Source organism: Actinokineospora sp. NPDC051303, assembly GCF_055586285.1.
In genome coordinates this window covers 27,487-45,663 of the sequence record NZ_JBVJIN010000029.1, presented here as the reverse complement: position 1 = coordinate 45,663, position 18,177 = coordinate 27,487, and the positions used below count along the sequence as shown (strand labels likewise).

At 73.1% G+C, this 18,177-nt stretch carries 18 protein-coding genes; 12 read left to right on the top strand and 6 right to left on the bottom strand.

Features of this window, described 5'->3' with window-relative positions; all coding sequences use genetic code 11:
* Positions 1-10 precede the first annotated feature (10 nt).
* Positions 11-559 carry a nuclear transport factor 2 family protein gene (locus ACZ6SD_RS21755; RefSeq protein WP_465318794.1) on the top strand — a complete coding sequence of 183 codons (549 nt, stop codon included), beginning with the start codon at positions 11-13 and terminating at the stop codon, positions 557-559.
* 6 nt (positions 560-565) lie between these two features.
* On the opposite strand, the gene ACZ6SD_RS21750 is transcribed toward ACZ6SD_RS21755, so the two are convergent.
* Positions 566-2,602 carry a phosphocholine-specific phospholipase C gene (locus ACZ6SD_RS21750; RefSeq protein WP_465318793.1) on the bottom strand — a complete coding sequence of 679 codons (2,037 nt, stop codon included), beginning with the start codon at positions 2,600-2,602 and terminating at the stop codon, positions 566-568.
* Between the two features lie 195 nt (positions 2,603-2,797).
* Between ACZ6SD_RS21750 and ilvA the strand changes: the two genes are divergently transcribed.
* Together ilvA and ACZ6SD_RS21740 are read left to right on the top strand one after the other, a co-directional pair.
* Positions 2,798-4,045 carry a threonine ammonia-lyase IlvA gene (gene ilvA / locus ACZ6SD_RS21745; protein WP_465318792.1) on the top strand — a complete coding sequence of 416 codons (1,248 nt, stop codon included), beginning with the start codon at positions 2,798-2,800 and terminating at the stop codon, positions 4,043-4,045.
* Positions 4,046-4,076: 31 nt separating this feature from the next.
* A complete protein-coding gene (locus tag ACZ6SD_RS21740) occupies positions 4,077-4,511 on the top strand; it encodes an NUDIX hydrolase (RefSeq protein WP_465318791.1) in 435 nt (144 codons plus the stop codon).
* 19 nt (positions 4,512-4,530) lie between these two features.
* Here ACZ6SD_RS21740 and ACZ6SD_RS21735 read toward each other — a convergent pair whose 3' ends face one another.
* A complete protein-coding gene (locus ACZ6SD_RS21735; RefSeq protein WP_465318790.1) occupies positions 4,531-5,418 on the bottom strand; it encodes a phytanoyl-CoA dioxygenase family protein in 888 nt (295 codons plus the stop codon).
* 428 nt (positions 5,419-5,846) lie between these two features.
* Here ACZ6SD_RS21735 and ACZ6SD_RS21730 point away from each other — a divergent pair, with 428 nt between their 5' ends.
* The 5 genes from ACZ6SD_RS21730 to ACZ6SD_RS21710 are packed head-to-tail and all read left to right on the top strand — an operon-like array spanning position 5,847 to position 11,093.
* Positions 5,847-6,389: a transglutaminase-like domain-containing protein gene (locus ACZ6SD_RS21730; protein WP_465318789.1), complete on the top strand. Its 543-nt coding sequence runs from the start codon at positions 5,847-5,849 to the stop codon at positions 6,387-6,389.
* Entirely contained in the window at positions 6,380-8,242 is a 1,863-nt protein-coding gene (locus tag ACZ6SD_RS21725) for an asparagine synthase-related protein (protein WP_465318788.1), read from the top strand. The genes ACZ6SD_RS21730 and ACZ6SD_RS21725 overlap by 10 nt, the downstream gene beginning before the upstream one ends.
* Positions 8,243-8,292: 50 nt before the next feature.
* Entirely contained in the window at positions 8,293-8,574 is a 282-nt protein-coding gene (adfB, locus tag ACZ6SD_RS21720) for an actinodefensin-associated protein B (protein ID WP_465318787.1), read from the top strand.
* A 24-nt stretch (positions 8,575-8,598) separates the two neighbouring features.
* A complete protein-coding gene (locus ACZ6SD_RS21715) occupies positions 8,599-9,627 on the top strand; it encodes a DUF6895 family protein (RefSeq protein ID WP_465318786.1) in 1,029 nt (342 codons plus the stop codon).
* Entirely contained in the window at positions 9,624-11,093 is a 1,470-nt protein-coding gene (locus ACZ6SD_RS21710; RefSeq protein ID WP_465318785.1) for an FAD-dependent monooxygenase, read from the top strand. The genes ACZ6SD_RS21715 and ACZ6SD_RS21710 overlap by 4 nt, the downstream gene beginning before the upstream one ends.
* Positions 11,094-11,104: 11 nt before the next feature.
* On the opposite strand, the gene ACZ6SD_RS21705 is transcribed toward ACZ6SD_RS21710, so the two are convergent.
* From ACZ6SD_RS21705 to ACZ6SD_RS21695, 3 genes are all read right to left on the bottom strand, one after another.
* Entirely contained in the window at positions 11,105-11,578 is a 474-nt protein-coding gene (locus tag ACZ6SD_RS21705) for a carboxymuconolactone decarboxylase family protein (protein WP_465318784.1), read from the bottom strand.
* A gap of 88 nt (positions 11,579-11,666) precedes the next feature.
* A complete protein-coding gene (locus ACZ6SD_RS21700; RefSeq protein ID WP_465318783.1) occupies positions 11,667-12,443 on the bottom strand; it encodes an ABC transporter permease in 777 nt (258 codons plus the stop codon).
* The gene (locus tag ACZ6SD_RS21695) at positions 12,440-13,426 is read right to left on the bottom strand and encodes an ATP-binding cassette domain-containing protein (RefSeq protein WP_465318782.1); all 987 of its coding nucleotides are present in this window, start codon (positions 13,424-13,426) and stop codon (positions 12,440-12,442) included. Before ACZ6SD_RS21695 ends, ACZ6SD_RS21700 begins: the two co-directional genes overlap by 4 nt.
* 429 nt (positions 13,427-13,855) lie before the next feature.
* Between ACZ6SD_RS21695 and ACZ6SD_RS21690 the strand changes: the two genes are divergently transcribed.
* Positions 13,856-14,086, top strand: coding sequence for a response regulator transcription factor (locus ACZ6SD_RS21690; protein ID WP_465318828.1), 231 nt, complete (start codon positions 13,856-13,858; stop codon positions 14,084-14,086).
* Here the strand turns inward: ACZ6SD_RS21690 and ACZ6SD_RS21685 are convergent.
* The gene (locus ACZ6SD_RS21685; protein WP_465318781.1) at positions 13,987-14,862 is read right to left on the bottom strand and encodes an FkbM family methyltransferase; all 876 of its coding nucleotides are present in this window, start codon (positions 14,860-14,862) and stop codon (positions 13,987-13,989) included. The genes ACZ6SD_RS21690 and ACZ6SD_RS21685 overlap by 100 nt on opposite strands.
* Positions 14,863-15,147: 285 nt before the next feature.
* Between ACZ6SD_RS21685 and ACZ6SD_RS21680 the strand changes: the two genes are divergently transcribed.
* Genes ACZ6SD_RS21680 through ACZ6SD_RS21670 form a run of 3 tightly spaced genes read left to right on the top strand, consistent with a single transcriptional unit; the run spans position 15,148 to position 18,141 of the window.
* The gene (locus ACZ6SD_RS21680) at positions 15,148-16,386 is read left to right on the top strand and encodes a glycosyltransferase 87 family protein (protein WP_465318780.1); all 1,239 of its coding nucleotides are present in this window, start codon (positions 15,148-15,150) and stop codon (positions 16,384-16,386) included.
* A gap of 46 nt (positions 16,387-16,432) precedes the next feature.
* The gene (locus ACZ6SD_RS21675) at positions 16,433-17,485 is read left to right on the top strand and encodes a sensor histidine kinase (protein WP_465318779.1); all 1,053 of its coding nucleotides are present in this window, start codon (positions 16,433-16,435) and stop codon (positions 17,483-17,485) included.
* Positions 17,482-18,141, top strand: a complete 660-nt coding sequence (locus ACZ6SD_RS21670; RefSeq protein ID WP_465318778.1) for a response regulator — start codon at positions 17,482-17,484, stop codon at positions 18,139-18,141. Before ACZ6SD_RS21675 ends, ACZ6SD_RS21670 begins: the two co-directional genes overlap by 4 nt.
* Positions 18,142-18,177 lie beyond the last annotated feature (36 nt).

Below are 18,177 nucleotides of genomic sequence, written 5' to 3'. Positions count from 1 at the left end.
AGGAGTGAGCATGACCTCAGATGACCAGGCAGGCGTTTCCCGCGCCGACGTGCTGCGGGGCCTGGGCGCGACCGCGGCGGGGGTGGCGGCGGCGACGCTGCTCGGCGGCAGCACGGCGCAGGCGGCCGAGGCGAGCACGGAGCACCCGAATATCCGCCTGATCAACGAGTACTACGCGGTCTACGCCGAGGGCAATCTCAACAAGCTGCGCCGGTTCTTCGCCCAGGACATCCGCTGGACCATCCCCGGCCACCACCCGCTGGCGGGTACCAAGGTCGGCGTCGAGGAGGTGCTCGCGTTCTTCCGCGCGCTCGGCCAGGCCGGGTTCCGCGCCGAGGGCATCTTCCTGGCCGCGCAGGGCGACTGGGTGGTCGACATGCACCGCGGCTGGAGCACCAAGCCCGAGGGCCTGGACATCACCTGGGCGCTGGCGTTCCGCATCCGCAACCGGCGGATCGTGGAGGCCATCAACTTCCCCAGCGACCAGCACGCCGCCGACGCCTATTTCTGGAAGACGTTCAAGCTGACCTCGCTGCCCGGCAGGCTGGACCCCCGGTAGGCCCGGTCAGAGGTGGCTGGTGAGCGTGCGGAGGAACGCGGGATCGGCGGCGGCGGTGACCGTCACGTCGTAGCGGCCCTGGCGCGCGGGCCAGTCGACGCGGACGGTGCGCCCCGCCCCGACCCGCACCATCCGGGTCGACTGCTCCGAGGCGAGCCGAAGCGTGACCGCCTGCCCCGAGTTGGCGATCACCAACTCCACCGCGCCGCGCAGGGGCAGCAGCCGGGCCCCGACCGAGACGCCCGCCGCCGCGCCGTCGCGGGCGCCGCCGAACTCCCACCAGGACCCGTTCGGACCCTGGACGACCACCCGGTAGGCGGCGCCCGGGAGGGTCAGCGTCTCCGTGTGGCTGCCGGACACGTCCCGGTGGGCCGGTTCGGGGAGTTCGCCCGCGTACGGGTAGATCGCGAAGTGCGCCGACGACCGGCCGGTGTTGACCAGGGTCAGGTCGAGCGTGCCGCGCGGCCCGAGCACGCCGGACACGGTCGTCCGATACGGCACCGGCCGCGCGGGCCTGCCGCCCGGCTCCACGGTCGGCGCCCGCTGCTCGTCCGGCGGGGTCGGGTGCCACCGCGCGATCGGCGCGGGCACCGGCCCCGGCCGCATCAGCCGCGGCGGCCTGCCCGGCCGGGCGAAGTCGAACGCGCCAGTGAGGTCGCCCGCGACCGTGCGCCGCCACGCGCTGATGTTCGTCTCCCGGACCCCGGTCCAGCGCTCCAGCAGCCGCAGCACGGACGTGTGGTCGTACACGGTCGAGTCGACGTGCCCGCCGATCGTCCACGGCGACACGATCGTCATCGGCACCCGCGGCCCCAGGCCGAGCGGCTGCCCGTTGTAGTGCTCCTCGGCGTTGTCGCGCGGCGGGACCGGCGGCGGCACGTGGTCGAAGAAGCCGTCGTTCTCGTCGAAGGTGATCAGCAGCACCGTCTTCGACCAGGTCACCGGGTCGGCGGCGATGGCGTCGAGCACGTCGTAGACCAGATTCGCGCTGCCCACCGGGGTCGAGGCGCCCGGATGCTCGGAGTCCGCGGCCGTCGGCACCAGCCAGCTCACCGCGGGCAGCCGCCGTGCGGCGATGTCGTCCCGCAACCGGCGCACCAGCGTCCCCGGCGCGCTGCGGTACGCGCCCCGCTGGAACAGGCGCCGCTCGGCGGGCGTCAGCGCCGCCACCCCGGCGTCGAACTGCCGCAGCACCCGCGCGCGCTCGTCGGCTGACCGGGCGTGCAGCGAGTCGTAGAACTCCTCGGTGGTGCGGAATCCGCCCTCGACACCCGCCAGGATCTTGCGCCCGATCGCCTTGAACGGCGCGAAGTACTCCACCGCGTTGTCGGTGAAGTTGTCCCACTCCTGGTAGACCTGCCACGACACCCCGGCCGCCTCAAGCCGCTCCGGGTACGTCGTCCACGAGTACCCCGGGTGGCTGTAGGAGTACGCGGCGTTGGTCACCGCCCGCGCGCCGTTCGCCTCGAAACCGGTGGTGCCCGTCCACAGGTAGTTCCGGTTCGGGTTGGTCGAGCCGAACACCGAGCAGTGGTAGGCGTCGCAGATCGTGAACGTGTCCGCGAGTTCGTATTGCAGGCCGATGTCGCGGCGGTCGTAGTAGGTCATGGTGGCCGCGGTCTTCGCCGCGATCCACCCGTCGTTCCAGCCGCGCCCCCACGCCCGGCCGGATCCGGCCCAACTGTGGTCGAGGTCGCCCAGGTACTGGATGTCCGACTCCGGCCGGCCCGCCCGCGCGGCCCCCTCCCGCACCGAGAACGGCAGCACGACCCCGCCCGCGGGGTTCGGCTGCTCGAACACCGACCCGCCCGAGGGCAGCCGCAGCGGATGCCGGTCGCCGAACCCGCGGACACCGCGCAGCGCCCCGAAGTAGTGGTCGAACGACCGGTTCTCCTGCATCAGCACGATCACGTGCTCGACGGCGTCGAGCCCGCCCCGGCGCATCGGCTCGGCCATCGCCGCGTGCACGGACGGGGGCAGCAGGGAAGCGGCGACGGCGGCCCCGGAGATCCCGAGGACCCGGCGGCGAGACAGATCGACCATGCCCGAACCCTCACCCGGCCGGATGAACGTCGCCCGAACCCCGCCGCACACCACGGTGAAGATCCCGGCATGTCCACTATCGGGTGAGCCGCCGCGCTTTCGGAAGATCCGTTGCCCGCCTTCGGCTTCGCCGAATCCGCGGTGCGGTTAGTGTCCGGGATAGACTTCGGACGAGAGAACGGATTGCCTTCGCCTATGTCGCTCCTGGCTGACGTGGCCGCCGCGTCGTTTCGCATCTTCGACGTCGCGCGCACCACCCCGCTCGACCACAATCTCCGGCTCTCCCAGCGCACGGGAGCCGAGGTCTGGCTCAAGCGGGAAGACCTGCAGGTGGGCCGGTCGTACAAGATCCGCGGCGCCTACAACGTGCTCGCGCAGCTCGACGCCGACACCCGCGCGGCGGGCGCGGCGGGCGCGGTGTGCGCCAGCGCCGGAAATCACGGCCAGGGCTTCGCCTACGCGTGCGCGCGGCTGGGCATCCGCGGCCGGGTCTACGTGCCCGGCACCACCCCACGGCAGAAACGCGACCGCATCACCGCCCTCGGCGGCGCCGCGATCGACCTCGTCGTGACCGGCGACACCTACGACGACGCCGCGGCCGCCGCTGGCGAGGACTCCCGGCGGACCGGCGCGACCCTGGTGTCGGCCTTCGACGACCTGCGCACCATCGCCGGGCAGGGCACCATCGCGGTGGAGATCGTGGAGCAGCTGCGCCGCGCCCCGGACGTGGTCGTGGTGCCGGTGGGCGGCGGCGGCCTGCTCGCCGGGGTGGCGAGCTGGTTCGCGGCCAAGCACCCCGCGGTGCGCGTGATCGGCGTCGAACCCGCCGGGGCCGCGAGCATGGCCGCGGCGCTCGCGGCGGGCGAGCCGGTGTCGCTGAGCCGGGTCGACACCTTTGTCGAAGGCGCCGCCGTCCGCCGGGTCGGCGACAAGACGTTTCCCCTGGTCCGCGACAGCAAGGCCACCCTCATGTCCGTCGCAGAGGGCCGGGTCTGCACCGAAATGCTCGACCTGTACCAAATCGACGGGATCATCGCCGAGCCCGCGGGCGCCCTCGCCACGGCGGCGCTGGACAACCTGCCCCTGGACCCCGGCGCCACCGTCGTCTGCCTGCTCTCCGGCGGGAACAACGACGTCAGCCGCTACTCCGAGGTCATCGAGCGCTCGATGGTCCACAGAGGACTGCGCCACTATTTTCTGGTGGACTTCCCGCAGGAACCTGGAGCGCTGCGCCGCTTCCTGGACGAAGTGCTCGGCCCGGACGACGACATCGTCCTGTTCGAGTACGTCAAGCGCAACAACCGCGAAACCGGCCCCGCCCTCTGCGGCATCGAACTCGGCGAGCCGGAAGCCCTCGACGCGTTGCTGAAACGCATGGAAGCCAGCCCCATGCGCTGCCAGGCCGTGGAACCGGACACCGCCCTGCACCGCTTTCTGCTGTGACCACGCGCAAGGCCAGGAGAAATACGCGCCCGTGCCCTACACCAGCTTTGTCGACGTCCTGCTCCTGTTGGTCCGCGACGGGCATGTCCTGCTCGCCCGACGCCACAACACCGGCTACGCCGACGGCCAGTGGAACCTGCCATCCGGCAAGCTGGAAGACGGCGAAGACGTGGTGTCCGCCGTCATCCGCGAAGCCCGCGAGGAAATCGCCATCGATCTCGACCGCGGCGACCTCGACATGGCCACGGCGGTCCACTGCCGCAACCCCGAAGGCGAAGGCCGGGTCGGTTTCTTCTTCCACGCCCGCCAGTGGCGCGGCGAGCCCCGCAACGCCGAGCCGCACAAGTGCTCGCGGATCGACTGGTTCCCCGTCGATCGGCTCCCCGCCGACACAGTGCCCTACACCCGGGCGGGCGTCGAGCAGTTCCGCCGCGGCGAGCGATTCGGCCTGCACGGCTGGCTGTAGCGGTGCGGTCGGGGTGCGGTCAGGTGCGGTAGGGGGTCAGGTCGAGGCCCGGGTACAGGGCGCTCATGCCCGCCAGGGTGTCCTCGGTCCAGTAGGGGCTGCCCGCGGCGGGGAAGCCCAGCAGTTCCCGCCGCCGGGGTGTGGCCGACTCGATGAGGCGGCGGACGGCCGGGCCGGTGGGGGCCGCTGGTGAGCCGGGCCAGGTCTGCTTGTCCAGCCAGGGCGAGCGCGTGGAGTGGAAATTGAGGAAGTGCGCGAAGCGGTGCCCGTGCGGGGCGCGCACCGCGGAGCCCCGGTGCACGGTGGCGCCGGTGAACAGCAGGAGGCTGCCCGCGGGGGCCAGGACCGGGAGTTCGTGCTCGTAGAGGTGGGGGTAGTCGGCGCGGTCGTAGGACGACTCGCCCGCGTCGGTGAGCAGGGGGATCTCTCCGACGGCTTTCTTGGGCACCACGTAGGTGGGCGCGGTGTCGGTGTCGACGTCGGAGTAGTAGACGATGGCGAAGACGCGCTGGTGCTCCCGGGTCGCGGGCGGGCGGACCAGGGTGTTGCGGCCCCAGGCGTCGTTATGCAGGCGCTGGGACTTGGCGGGGGCCAGGGCGGGGCCGTATTTGGCCTGGAGCAGCGAGTCGCCGAGCCGGATGTCCGGCACGCCTAGGACGCGCTCGGTGAATGAGCACAGGTCCGGGTGCGTGGAGATGTCGTTGAGCACGTCGTGCAGGTAGGGGAACCCGGCCGACCTGCGGATGTTCTGGTAGCGGTGCGGGGCGGCGGCGAACTCGTCCCCGGTGGGGAAATACGCCGAGACCGCCTGACGGCATTCGGCCAGGGTCGCGGCGTCGAGGAAATCGGTGACCACCGTGTAACCGTCCTCGTCCAACTGTTCCAGGTGGTCGTCGGAAATGGTCACTGCCGGGCTCCTGTCGACGGTCGGAAAAGGAATCGGTAGCCCGAAGCTAACACGGCCGATTGGCGTCGGACTGTAGGTGATCGACCGGACGGGAGATCTCTGCGGTGATTCTCCGGACTGGCCGCCGTCGCCGATCGACGGAAAGGTGATCGGTGAGCGCGAGAACCGCGCTCACGCCGAACAAAAGCAATCCGATGCCCGGTAAGGGGGTGCCATGATGCAGGAGAACACTCAGGACACCGAGATCGAGTTCGTGGGTCAGCTGGAAGAGGTCACCATGGGGTGGACCGGTCCCACTGACGACTTTGTCGACGGCGACTGGTCCCCGTGACCGCCGGACGGCCACGGCGAGAACGGCCGTGACGTGGCCGCCCCACTTCGGGGCGGCCACGTTCTTCCAGCACGGGCGATTCGCGAAAGGGAGCGCCATGCCCTTGATCTCCGGTTTGCGCGATTCGGCGAATCGGCGGCGGGAATCGTCAGCCGGGTTGCGCGCTTTGCTGGTGGGCGACCAGCCCACGCCCCGTTCGCTGCCGGTGCGCGAATGGGAACTGCCGCGGGCGGTCTGGGATTTCCTGCGGGTCGGCCGGTTGTTTCGGACCGAGGGGCTCGCCGCCGCGCGGCGGGCGATTCCGCCGCGGCGGGAGCACCCGGTGCGCGGCCGGGTCGACCCGGTCACCGCCTTCCACGCGCGGGACGCGGCCTGGCGCGTCCTGGGGCTCGCCCGCACCTTCGGCGGCCGCGGCCTCTGCCTGCACGAATCGCTCGGGGTGTGCGCCGCGCTGCGCGGTCTCGGGTTTCCCGTCCAGGTCGTCATCGGCTACCCCGTGATCGAACTGGCCGACGGCGGCGACGAACTGCACGCCTGGCCTGCTCTGGGCGATGAACCGCTGATCGGGCGGCCCGGCGGGCAGCCGCTCGGCTACGTCGAACTCGACCGCTACCCGGAGGAGGACTTCCGATGCCGCTGACCGCGTTCGGCATGGCAGGCGTCGTGCGGCTCCCCGGCCCGTCCGGCCGGGGCGGGCGGGCCGGGCAGCCGATGCCGGGACCGGTGCCGCCGGTGTGGGACATCGACCCCGGCGACGACGTCGTCCTGTGCCAGGGGCCGCTGGGGCGCTCCGGCCAGGCCGCGCCCGTCGCCGCCGACCGGTTGCTGCTCACCGGCTGGGTCGCGCTGCCGCCCGGGGACGCGCCAATGGCGGCGCTGTGCCGCAGTATTGATGAGCAGGGCGACGCCGCGGTGCGCGCGCTGCGCGGCGACTTCGTGCTCGCCCACCTCTCGCCCGACCGGCGCGTGCTGCGCCTGTACCGGGCGGTCACCGCGCTGATCCCGCTGTTCTGGCGGGCCGAGGCCGACCGGCTGGCGTGGGCGGCGGACCCGGCCCAACTGCTGTCCGGCGGCCGACCCCGGCTGGCCGACGTCGACACCGACCTGCTGCCCATGGTCATCGCCGAGCGCGGCTTCCCGCCCGACCGCTCGTGGTTCCGTGGCGTGCGGCGGCTGCCTCCCGGCTGGCGGCTGACGCTGCGGCCGGGGTCCGCGCCGCGCACCGAGCCGTTTGACGAGCTGCGGCCGGTCGCGGACGCGCCCGCGTCCCTCGCCGACGCCGCCGACGGTGTCCGTGATCACCTCGCGCGGGCCTGCGACCGGCTGCTCGCCGACGAGCCCGCCAGCGTCCTCGCGCTGAGCGGCGGCATCGACTCGGCCGCGGTCGCCTGGGAGCAGGGCAGGCAACCGGGCCGAGGCACGGCCATCCACTACACGCTGGAGTCCTTTCCCGGCTTCGACGGCGACCGCGAGGGCGCGGAGCGGATCGCGCGCGCCTGCGGCCTGTCCTGGGTGCCCTACGAGATGGCCAAGCACGCCCGCGCTGGCGGGGATTACCTGCGGGTGGGCCAGGATGGCGGCCTGCCGCAGACCCATGTGCCCGCCCAAGGGGTCACCGCGGCCGTCGAGCAGGCCGAGACCGACAACGCCACCTTCGTCCTTTCCGGACTCCTGGCCGACCAGGTCTTCGCCCACGACGTCCATCGCGGCCTGTTCGGCCTGGCTGGTCCGCGCGTGCTGGACCCGCGGGTGGCGGGCGAGCCCATCTGGCAACGGATAGCAGGCGCCGCCGCGACGACCTTCTCGTCCACTTCGGACAGAAGTGGATGGCGGTACCTGCGCAGGATGCTCACCGGGGACCCGACGATCGCGTTGCCCGCGCGCGAGGTGATCGTGCACCCCATCGGATTCACCGACGCCGCGGCCGAACGCGTGACCGAGGCGCTGCGCGACGCCGCGGCGCGGGCGCGGCTGAGCCTGCTCGGGTCGGTGGGCGGGCGCGGTCGCCTGCCTCGGGCGCTGCCGCGCGGCATCACCTCGCTGTTCCTGCTGGCGGAAGGCTTCAACACGGCGAACCTGCAAGCCGCGTGGCTCAACCACTGCCTGCCCAAGCGCAAGTTCTTCAGCACCCCGTACGCCGACCGCGACCTCATCGAGTACGCGCTCGCGCTGCCCACGACGCACCGGCTCGGCTTCGGCCACGGCCTGACGGTCGACAAGTTCGCCCTGCGCGTGGCGTATTCCCGCAGCGGGTTGCCCGCGGCCGCGAGCCCGAGGATGCAGCAGGCGCGCATCGACGCGATCTCGGCGGTGTTCGTCAACCAGAACGTCGACGTGTGCCGGGACCTGCTCGGCGGCGACTCGCTGCTGCGGCGGCTCGGGGTGCTCCGGCCCGAGTTCGCCGACGGGTTGACCCCTGGGCGCGTGCACCGCAACGGCGAGGAGATCGCGCGGCTGTGCGTCATCGAGAAGTGGCTGCGCGGACTGAGCTGATTCGGGGCCTGCGCTGATAAGGGGACTGCGCTGATGAAAGGACCGCGCTGATGGAAAGGACTGCGCTGAGCGGCGGGGTCGCTCTGGCCGATGCGGTGGTGTTCGAGGAGTTGCCGTTCGGGGGTGTGCTGCTCGACCGGCGCGGGCTGGCGGTGCACCGGCTGTCGCCGAGGGCGGCGGGCATCCTTCGCCGGGCACTGCGGGGCGAACTCGCGGTCAGCCCGTACGAGTCGCTGCTGCCGACGCCCGAGGCGGGCGACACGCAGCGCGACGCCGTGCTGCGCGCCCTGTGCGACCGCGGCCTGATCCGGTGGACACGCGGCGATGAGTGACGGCGGCGACCCATGACGGCGGCGATGAGTGACGAGCGCGCCGAAGTCGAGCGCGGGCTGGACTGGATCACCGCGCGGCTGCCGACGTTCGCGCCGTGGGCGCGGATCGGCACGCGGCCCGCGGGGGACCGGTCCACGCTCAAGCCGTTCGGCGAACTGGCGATGACCTGCGCCTACCTCACCGAGTGGCGCGCGGCGCGCGGCGCGGACTGGCCCGCGCTGGACGCGGCGCTGAGCCGGTGGCGCGCGTTCGTCGCCGACTGCTGCGCCGACGAGCGCTACCTCTCGACGGTCCGCGCCGACCCCGAGCACGGCGTCTACCGGGTGCAGCCCTACGCCTGGCTGCGGGCGGCCGGGGTGCGGGTGCCCGCGGCGGAGGACGTCGTGCGGGGCCTGTGGCGGGCCGGGCGCCAGCCGAGTTCGGCTGGCCAGATCCACTCGCTGGCCAAGGGCGGCTACGTCCGGGCCCGGCCTGGCTGGGACGACCTCGTGCGCAGGCTGGTGCTGGGCGCCCCGTGGCCGGACGACCGGCTGGCCCGGGACGCCTACCGGGCCACGCACGCGGTCTTCTACGCCACCGATCTCGGCGGCCGGACCCCCGACCTGACCGAGGACGAGCGGCGCGCGGCGGTCGCGGTGCTGGAGCGCGTCGCCGAGCACGCCCGCCGCGGCAGGCACTGGGACCGGCTGGTCGAGGCCGTGCTCGCGGTGCGCAGCCTCGGCGGCGTCCCCGCCGAGGCGAGCAGGCATGCGGTCCGCGGGGCCCGGTTTCCTTCGGGCGCGACGCCCCGCGACGCGGCCGTGCTGAGCGAGGACTTCGCCGGGTGCTACCACGCGACCCTGGTGAGCGTGCTCGACGGAGTCCAGCGGGAACTAGGCCCTGTCTCGAAGTGCCTGCACGCACCAGCCGCGCCGGATGCGGCCCCTGACGGCACGGCCGCAGACACCGGTACGAGCGGCGCCGCGGCCGCACCGCCAGGAACCACCCGATCACGACTGACACGCACCGGCACTTCGAGACAGGGCCTAGACCGAACCGGGAGCCGGGCATGATCGGGGAGTCGGCCGATGTCGTCGTCGTCGGCGCGGGCCCGGTGGGGCTGCTGCTGGCCGGTGAGCTGGGCCTGGCCGGGGCCCGCGTGCTGGTTCTGGAACGCCAGGCGGGGTTCGACACCCGGCTGCGGGCGCCGGGCATCACCGCGCGCACCATCGAGGCGCTCGACCGGCGCGGCCTGCTCGACCCGCTGATGGCCGCGGTGGAACCCCTGGTCGATCCCGCGCTGATGCCGCGCCGGGCCGCCGATGGCGCCGCGCCCGACGCGGTGCCGATCCGACCCGAGGTGCTGGAACGAGTCCTGGCCGACTGGGCGGCCGGGCTCGGGGTCCGCGTCCGGCGCGGTGTCGAGGTGACCGGGGTGCGGCAGGACGAGACCGGTGTCGAGGTCCGCGCCCAGGACGCCGACGGCCAGCCCGTGGTCCACCGCGCCCGGTACGCGGTGGGCTGCGACGGCGGGCGCAGCGTGGTCCGCAAGTCCGCCGGAATCGCCTTCCCCGGCTCGGACACCGGGTTGGTCGGCTACCAGGCCGTCGCCGACGTCGACGACCCGGACCGGCTGGGCAGGCGGTGGCAGCGGACAGCCACCGGGGTGGTCGCCTACGCGCTCGGGCCCAGCCGCGTCGTGTCGATCGAGTTCGACCGCCCGCCGGTCGACCGGGACGGGCCGGTGACGCTCGCGGAGGTCGAGGCGAGCCTGCGGCGCGCCAGCGGGATCGACGTGCGGCTGCGGAACCCGCGGTCGCTGACCCGGTTCACCGACAACAGCAGGGTCGCCGCCGACTACCGCCGCGGGCGGGTCCTGCTCGCGGGCGACGCCGCCCACGTGCACCCGCCCTTCGGCGGCCAAGGGCTGAACTTGGGCATGCAGGACGCGGTCAACCTGGGGTGGAAACTGGCGGCCGTGGTGGCCGGGCACGCGGGCGAGGACCTGCTCGACACCTACGCCGCCGAGCGCAAACCGGTCGCGGAGCGGGCGATCCACAACTCGCGCGCCGCGGTCGCGATCCTGCGGCCGGGCGCGGCGAACACGCCGCTGTTCGACCTGTTCTACGGCGAGCTGATGAGACTGCCCGAGGTCAAGGCCCGCCTGCACGCCCTGTTCTCCATGACCGACCTGCGGTATCCCACGGCGGGCGACCATCCGCTCGCGGGCACGGCCGCCCCCGACGCCGTGCTCCGCACCGGCCCGAGGACCGTGCGGCTGCACGACCTGTGCGCCGCAGGGCACGCGCTGCTGCTCGACCTGTCCGACGACGCGGACCTCCGCGCCGCCGCGACCCCCTGGGCGGGCCGGGTCGACGTCGTGACCGCGGCCACCGACGCCTTCCCCGGCCTCGCCGCCGTCCTGGTGCGGCCGGACGGGTACCTCGCGGACGTCCTGCCGCCCGGGGGACAGCTCGGGGGTTGGTGCGCGGACGTGCTGAGCCGCTGGCTCGGGCCCGCCCGCGTCCCGACCGGGTGATCGGCCGACCGTCAGGCGAACTGGCCGACCCGGTAGTCGCCCGCGGGCTGCGCGACGATGACGTTGGCCCGGTTGAAGGCGTTGATCAGGGCGATGAGCGACACCAGGGCGCCGAGCTGCTCCTCGTCGTAGTGCTTGGCCGCGTTCGCCCACGCCTCGTCGGTGACGCCACCGGCGGCGTCGGCGATGCGGGTGCCCTGCTCGGTCAGCTCCAGGGCGGCGCGTTCGGCCTCGGTGAACACCGTGGCCTCCCGCCACGCCGCGACCAGGTTGAGCCGCGCCGACGTCTCCCCGGCGTGCGCGGCTTCCTTGGTGTGCATGTCGGTGCAGAACCCGCACCCGTTGATCTGGCTGGCCCGGATCTTCACCAGCTCCTGCGTCGCTGCGGGCAGGGCCGAGCCCGAGACCACCTTGCCCGCAGCGACGATGTGCTTGAAGAACTTGGTCGTGACCGGGTTGCCGAAGAGGTTCAGCCGAGCGTCCATGGTGCACTCCTTGCCGTTGCCGCTGGATACACCTGTCTGACTGACCGGCCCGGCGAGATGTGACAGGACTGGATGTGACCTGCGCCGCTCAGCCGATGTCGGGTCTGCGGTAACCGCGGACCGCCAGCAGCGCGCTGACCCCGAGCACGGCGCCGCTGGCCAGCACCGCGGCCGCCACCGAGCCGGAACTGTCCCAGCCCAGCAGCAGCGCCCGGGTCGCCGCCATGGTGTGCGTGATCGGGTTGACGGTGGCGATCACCCGCAGCCAGTCCGGCAGCGCCGCGACGGGCGCGAACGCGCTGGAGGCGAACATCAGCGGGAACACCGCCAGGAACGCGATGCTCTGCATCGCCTCGACGTCGCGCAGCCACGCGCCGAGCGCGAGGAACACCCAGATCAGCGTCATGATCACCAGCAGGGCGACCGCGAGCGCCAGCGCCGCGCCCCCGACCCCGCCCGCGGGCCGCACGCCGAGCACGACCACCGCGAACACCAGCAGGACAAGCAGTTGCGCGGCGACCCGGGTGAGGTCGGCGAGGCCGCGGGCCAGCAGGACCCAGTGCGGCCCCACGGGCAGGGACCGGAACCGGGTGAGCATGCCGCCGCCCATCTCCCGGACCAGGCCCGCCCCGGAGTTCGCCGCGGGCCCCAGCCCAGCGGTCACCAGCAGGGCGGGCAGCACGTACTCGACATAGCCGACGCCCTCGGGCAGTCGCGCCGGGTCGATGAGATTGCCGAACACCTGGGTGAAGAGCACCAGCATGATCGCGGGCTGGGCCAGGCTGAACACCAGCAGCCGCCGGTTGGCCACCTGGGCGAGCAGGGAGCGCTCGACCAGCACGAGCAACTGCCCCGGGCCGCTCACCGGGCCACCTCGCGCTCGGTCGATCCCCCCGCGGAGCCGTGCGCTGTGCGGCCGTTTCCCGCGATCGCCAGGTACACGTCGTCCAGGGACGGTTCCCGGACGGTCAGGCCGGTGGTGTCGATCTGGGCGGCGTGCAGGGCGGCGATCAGGCGCACCAGGTCGTCGGAGTGCTCGACCGGCGCGCTGAGCAGGTGGCGCTCGCGGTCGCACGCGGCGGCCAAGCCCGCGCCGCGCACCGCGTCGGCGGCGCGCCCGAGGTCGGCGGGGTAGTCGCCGAGGGCGAGGTGGGCGGTGCGGACCCCCACCCGCCGTTTGAGCTGGGCGGGCGTGCCCGCCGCGGCTATGCGCCCGCCGGAAAGCACGACGACCTCGTCGGCCAGGTGGTCGGCCTCGTCGAGGTACTGGGTGGTGAGCAGCACGGTGGCGCCGTTGCCGACGAGACCGGCGACCAGCTCCCACAGCCGGGTCCGGCTTTCCGGGTCCAGACCGGTGGTGGGCTCGTCCAGGAACAGGACTTCCGGGTCGCCAGCCAGGCTCACCGCCAGGTCGAGCCTGCGGCGCAGGCCGCCGGAATAGGTGCGCACGGGGCGGTGGGCGACCGCGGTCAACCCGAACCGCTCAAGCAGGTCGTCCGCCCTGGCGCGGGCCGCTGCCCGGCGGGCGCCGAGCAGGCGGGCGACCAGCCGCAGATTGGCCGCGCCGGACAGCTGCTCGTCCAAGGCGGTGAACTGGCCGGTGAGGCCGATGCGCGCGCGGACGTGCCGGGCCTGGCCGACCACGTCGAACCCGGCCACCCGCGCCGTGCCCGACGTGGGCGGCAGCCGCGTGCTCAGCACGTTGATCAGGGTCGTCTTGCCCGCGCCGTTGTGCCCGAGCAGGGCCAGCACGGCGCCGCGCGGCACGCGCACGGTGACCTCGGCCAATGCCCGCACGTCGCCGAACTCGTGGCTCAGCCCACTGGTTTCCACCATGTAGTCACCCATAATCGCCTGCCCGTGCTCGGCGTAAAGCGAATCGCGCGAATTCCCCCGGAATGGTCTTGTCGGCTCCGCCTTCGGAGGCTACGGAAGGCGCGCGGACCGGTCAACGCCGAATAGGACAGTCCATTAGCGCCGTAGCTCTCCGGGGTTACGCCAATAGGGTGGCGCGGCGGTCCCCGGGCCCGCGTGCGGCGAACCCCGGCGGTCGCCAAGAGCTGTCGCGCACTGCCGAGTGGGGTACGATTGTGACCGGAGCCCAGTATTGACACTCGTTATCGTGTGCTGCCCGGCTTATCGGTCACCGCGCTTTCTGTGCCGCTGACACGAAAGCCAGGTGTGGTGAAAGCAAGAAATTCTACCGTTGGGGGAAGTTTTGCCGACCCACGTTCTTCGATCCGTGCGCGCCGCCCGAGTGCCGGGGGTGCCTCGGTGATGCGCACCAGCCCGCGCCAGAACGAGATACTGACGCTGATCGCGCGCGGGCTGTCGACCAAGGAGATCAGCAGACGGTTGGCGATCTCGCCGAAGACGGTCGAGTCCCACCTGCAGCGGCTGTTCGACCGCTACGGCGTGCGCAACCGCGCCGGGCTGGTGAGCAGATGGCTGTCGTCTTCCGCGGAGGTGCGCGCGCAGGTCCTCGACTCGGTGCGCGAGCGCGGCTGACCGGGAACGCCGGTGCTGAACAGGTAGTTGCGGTGGCGGTCGTCAATCCGCTGCGCGCGCCGCCACCCCGACTCGCCCAGGGCGAACATGCGGTAGCCGAACCCGGCCAGCCAGTCGCGGACGGCCTCGGGCGCGCGGCCGAAGCGGCGCAGATGGCGGTCCTCGATCTCCAACAGCAGCGTGGGGGCGTGGCGTTCCAGCAGGTCGGCGCCGCCCCGCAGGACGTCGAGTTCGGCGCCTTCGACGTCGGCCTTGACGAAGTCGACCCGGTCGAGGCCGACCCGGTCGCAGAACCCGTCCAGGGTGAGCGTCGGCACGGCGAACTCGGCCTGGTCGTCGAACTCCGCGTTCGAGCCGAGGCCGGTGGCGCCGTCGGTCAGGAAGGAGCGGCCGGTGACGAACCGCCCGTGGCGCAGCGGAACGCTCATCGTGTGCGTGCCCGGCCTGCTGCCCAGGGCCAGTCGGTGCCAGCGCACCGAAGGGCGGTCACGCAGGCCGAGGAGACGGGACGCGGTGGCGTGCGCGAAAGGCAGCGGCTCGATGCTGTGGACCGCGCCGTCCCGGCCAGCCAGCCGGGCGAGTTCCGCGGTGTAGAGGCCGAGCGCCGCGCCGATGTCCAGGCACACGTCGCCGGGGCGGACCAACTCGCGCAGTCCGAGCAGTTCCGGTTCGACCCACTTTCCCGCTCGGGCGAGCGCGTGAATGCCCGAGTCGACCAGGCGGTCGCGCATCCGTCGCAACGGGTGCGCCGCGGGGAACACAACGGTGGGCGGCATGTGGAAGTTCACTCCCGAATAATCGCTCGATGACGCGTGCGGGCATCTCCGGTCAACGCTAACCCCATAGTCACCCGCGTCGCGTCGCCGCGCTGAGGGACTTTCGCGCACCGCCCGGAGAGGGACAAATCGCACGGCGCGGCTCCCGGGAGCCAGTCCGGAACTGGCTCTTTCTGGGGACGCGGTCGGGCCGCCGCCCTTACTAGCCTGGCCTTTTTCGGTGTGCGCGGTCGTGCGCCCCGTAATTCGGCCCCGGCGGATCGGGTGAAAAGGGTGATGGGCTCGATGACGAGAACAGTGGAACCCGCGTCGACGGCCCGCGCGTTTCCCGTGGTGAATCGTGATTTCGTGATCATCATGTGCTGTGCGGTGTTCGCCGCTGTGGTGACCCAGACCGGATTGCCCACGCACCGGATCTGGGCGTGGTGGGCGCTGGCGGCCTATCTCACCGCGGCGATCGCGCTGCTCCTGCGCCCCGCGTGCGACCGCGCGCTGCTCGTCGGCTCGGTGACCGCGGGGGCGCTGGTCGGCCCGCTCGCGCACATGGCGCTCACCGGCCAGGAGCAGAACGAGGTCACCGTCGTGTTCGCCGCCGCCGAGCGGCTGCTCGGGGACGGCCCGCTCTACCCGGTGGGAGCCGCGCTGGCCGACGCCGCCGCGTCAGCCGGGGCCGACGCCTACTTCCCGTACCTGCCCGGGATGGCGCTGCTCGGCGTTCTCGCGGTCCTGGCCGAGCGGGCGGGCCTCGGTCCGCTGCTCGCCGACCCCCGACTCACGTTCGCGCTGCTGCACATGGCCGCCGTCGCGGTCGTGCTGCGCCGGGTGGGCCACCGGAAACCCCAGGTGTGGCTGGTGCTGGTGGCCTCGCCGCTGGCGGCGCTGCCGCTGTCCGCAGGCGGGGACGACCTGCCGGTCGTGGGCGCCCTGTTGGTTGCTGTCGTGCTGTCCGCCGCGGGCAGGCCGGTCCGTGCGGGACTGGCCCTCGGCCTGGCGTGCGCGGCGAAGCTCACCGCGTGGCCGGTGGCGGTCGTGCTGGCCGTCGCGGTCCTGCGCGGCCGTGGGCGCCGGTCCGCCGCGCTCCTGGCGGGCGCCGCGGCGGCGGTGGTGTCGGTGTTCCTGGGCCCAATCCTGCTCACCTCGGCCCCGGGGCTGCTGGTCCACGGTGTCCGCTTCCCCGCGGGACTGGAGCCGGTCCCGTCCCCGGCGGGAACGCCGTTTCCCGGTCACCTGATCGCCGAGCACCTGCCCCACGGCAGGCTGACCGCGCTCGCGCTGCTCGCGGCTGCGCTCGTGGCCATGCTCGTCGCGCTGCTCCGCTCGCCGCCGCGCACCGAGCCCGCCGCGGCGTTCTTCAGCGCCGCTGGCCTGACCCTGGCCACGCTCCTGCTGCCCGCCACCCGGGTGGGCTACCTGGTCTACCCGCTCGCCTTGGTCGTGGTGGGCCTGCTGGTGAGGCGACAATGGAGTGCGGGGAGTGCGGCGACGAGAGGGGCGGCGCGCGGTGACACGGCGAGACTGGGGTAGCGACACGGCCCGGACATGGGCCCGGCGCTGGGGGACGCGCGCGGCGGTGGCGCTGTTGTTCACCGCCGCGTTGTGGTCGTTCCTGCGCGGGTCACTGCCCTCGGAGTGGGGGACCGCGGTGCGGGTGTCGGTCGCGGTGGCGCTCGCGGCGACCCAGAGTGTGCCCGTGCTGTGGTGGCGCCGGGCTCCGGTGGCAGCGTGGGCGGCGCTGATGGCCGCCTGCGGCGCGGCGTACGGGCTCGGGGCGTGGCTCGGGGACGCGACCGGGAACCTGTTCACCCCCGGGCAGTTCGGCCTGGTGTCGGTGCTGTTCGGCGTCGGGATGGGCGTGCGCCAGGTGGTGGCGGCGGTGATCGCGGCGGCGACCCTGGTCGCGGCGCTGGTGGCCCAGGTCGGCGAGACCGAGGTCGCGGTGCTGGTCGTGGTGACCGCGGTGCTGCTGGGCGCGTCCCGGGCGGCGCGGGCGGAGATCGCGCGGGCGCTGGCGGTGCGCGAGGAGCGCACCCGGATCGCCCGCGAACTGCACGATGTGGTGGCCCACCACATGTCGGTGCTGGCCGTGCAGGCCGAAACCGCGCCCTACCGGCTCGACGGGGTGCCGCCGCGGGCGGCCGAGGAGTTCCGCGAGGTGGCCGAGAAAGCCCGCCAGGCACTGGACGAGATGCGCAGCCTGCTCGGCGCGCTGCGGTCGGAGGAATCCGCCGAGCGGGCGCCGCAGCCGACGCTGGAGCAGGTGGAGGCGCTGGTCGAGTCCGTGCGCCGGGTCGGCACGCCGGTGTCGCTCGACCTCGACCGGCGGGCGCGGCGACTGGAGCCGCTGCGCGCGCTGTCGGTGTACCGGATCATCCAGGAAAGCCTCAGCAACGCGCTCAAACACGCGGCGGGCGAGCCGCTGGAGGTCCGGGTGACCCGCGACGACGACGCGGTCCGGGTCCGGGTCCGCAACCGCCTGGTCACCCCGGCTGGCGCGGCGGGCCATGGCATCCTGGGCATGCGGGAACGCGTGGACCTGCTCGGCGGCACGGTCCGAGCCGAGCCGGACGGCGCGGGACATTTCGTCGTGGACGCGGTGATCCCCGACGCGGGAGGAGTCCGATGATCCGGGTGGTCGTCGTCGACGACCAGGCGATGGTGCGCGAGGGTTTCGGCGCGCTGCTGGACCGCCAGCGGGACATGACCGTCGTCGGCGCGGCAGGCGACGGCGAAGAGGCGCTGGCGCTGTGCGCGCGCGAGAAGCCCGACGTGGTGCTGATGGACATCCGCCTGCCCGTCATGGACGGCCTCACCGCGACCCGCCACCTGCTCAACGGCCCCGACCGCCCCCGCGTCCTGGTCCTGACCACCTTCGACCTGGACGAGTACGTCTACGAAGCCCTCCGCAGCGGGGCGAGCGGGTTCCTGCTCAAGGACGCCCGAGCCGAGGAACTGGTCCACGCCGTCCGGGTCGTCGCCGAGGGCCACGGCCTGCTCGCCCCCCGCGTCACCGGCAGACTGATCGAACGCTTCGCCGCCCTGTTCCCACCCCACCAGCCCCGCCCCCCGCGCCTAGCCGACCTCACCAGACGAGAGACCGAGGTCCTCACCGAAATCGCCCGCGGCCTGTCCAACGCCGAAATCGCCGACCGCCTGTCGATCGCCGAGGAGACAGTGAAGACCCACGTCGGCCGCATCCTGCTCAAACTCGACCTGCGCGACCGCGTCCAAGCGGTCGTCCTCGCCTACGAAAGCGGCCTGGTGTCCCGCGGCCGGACCTGACCGGGTCGTGGCGAGCGGGTCCGTGAAACGTGTCCG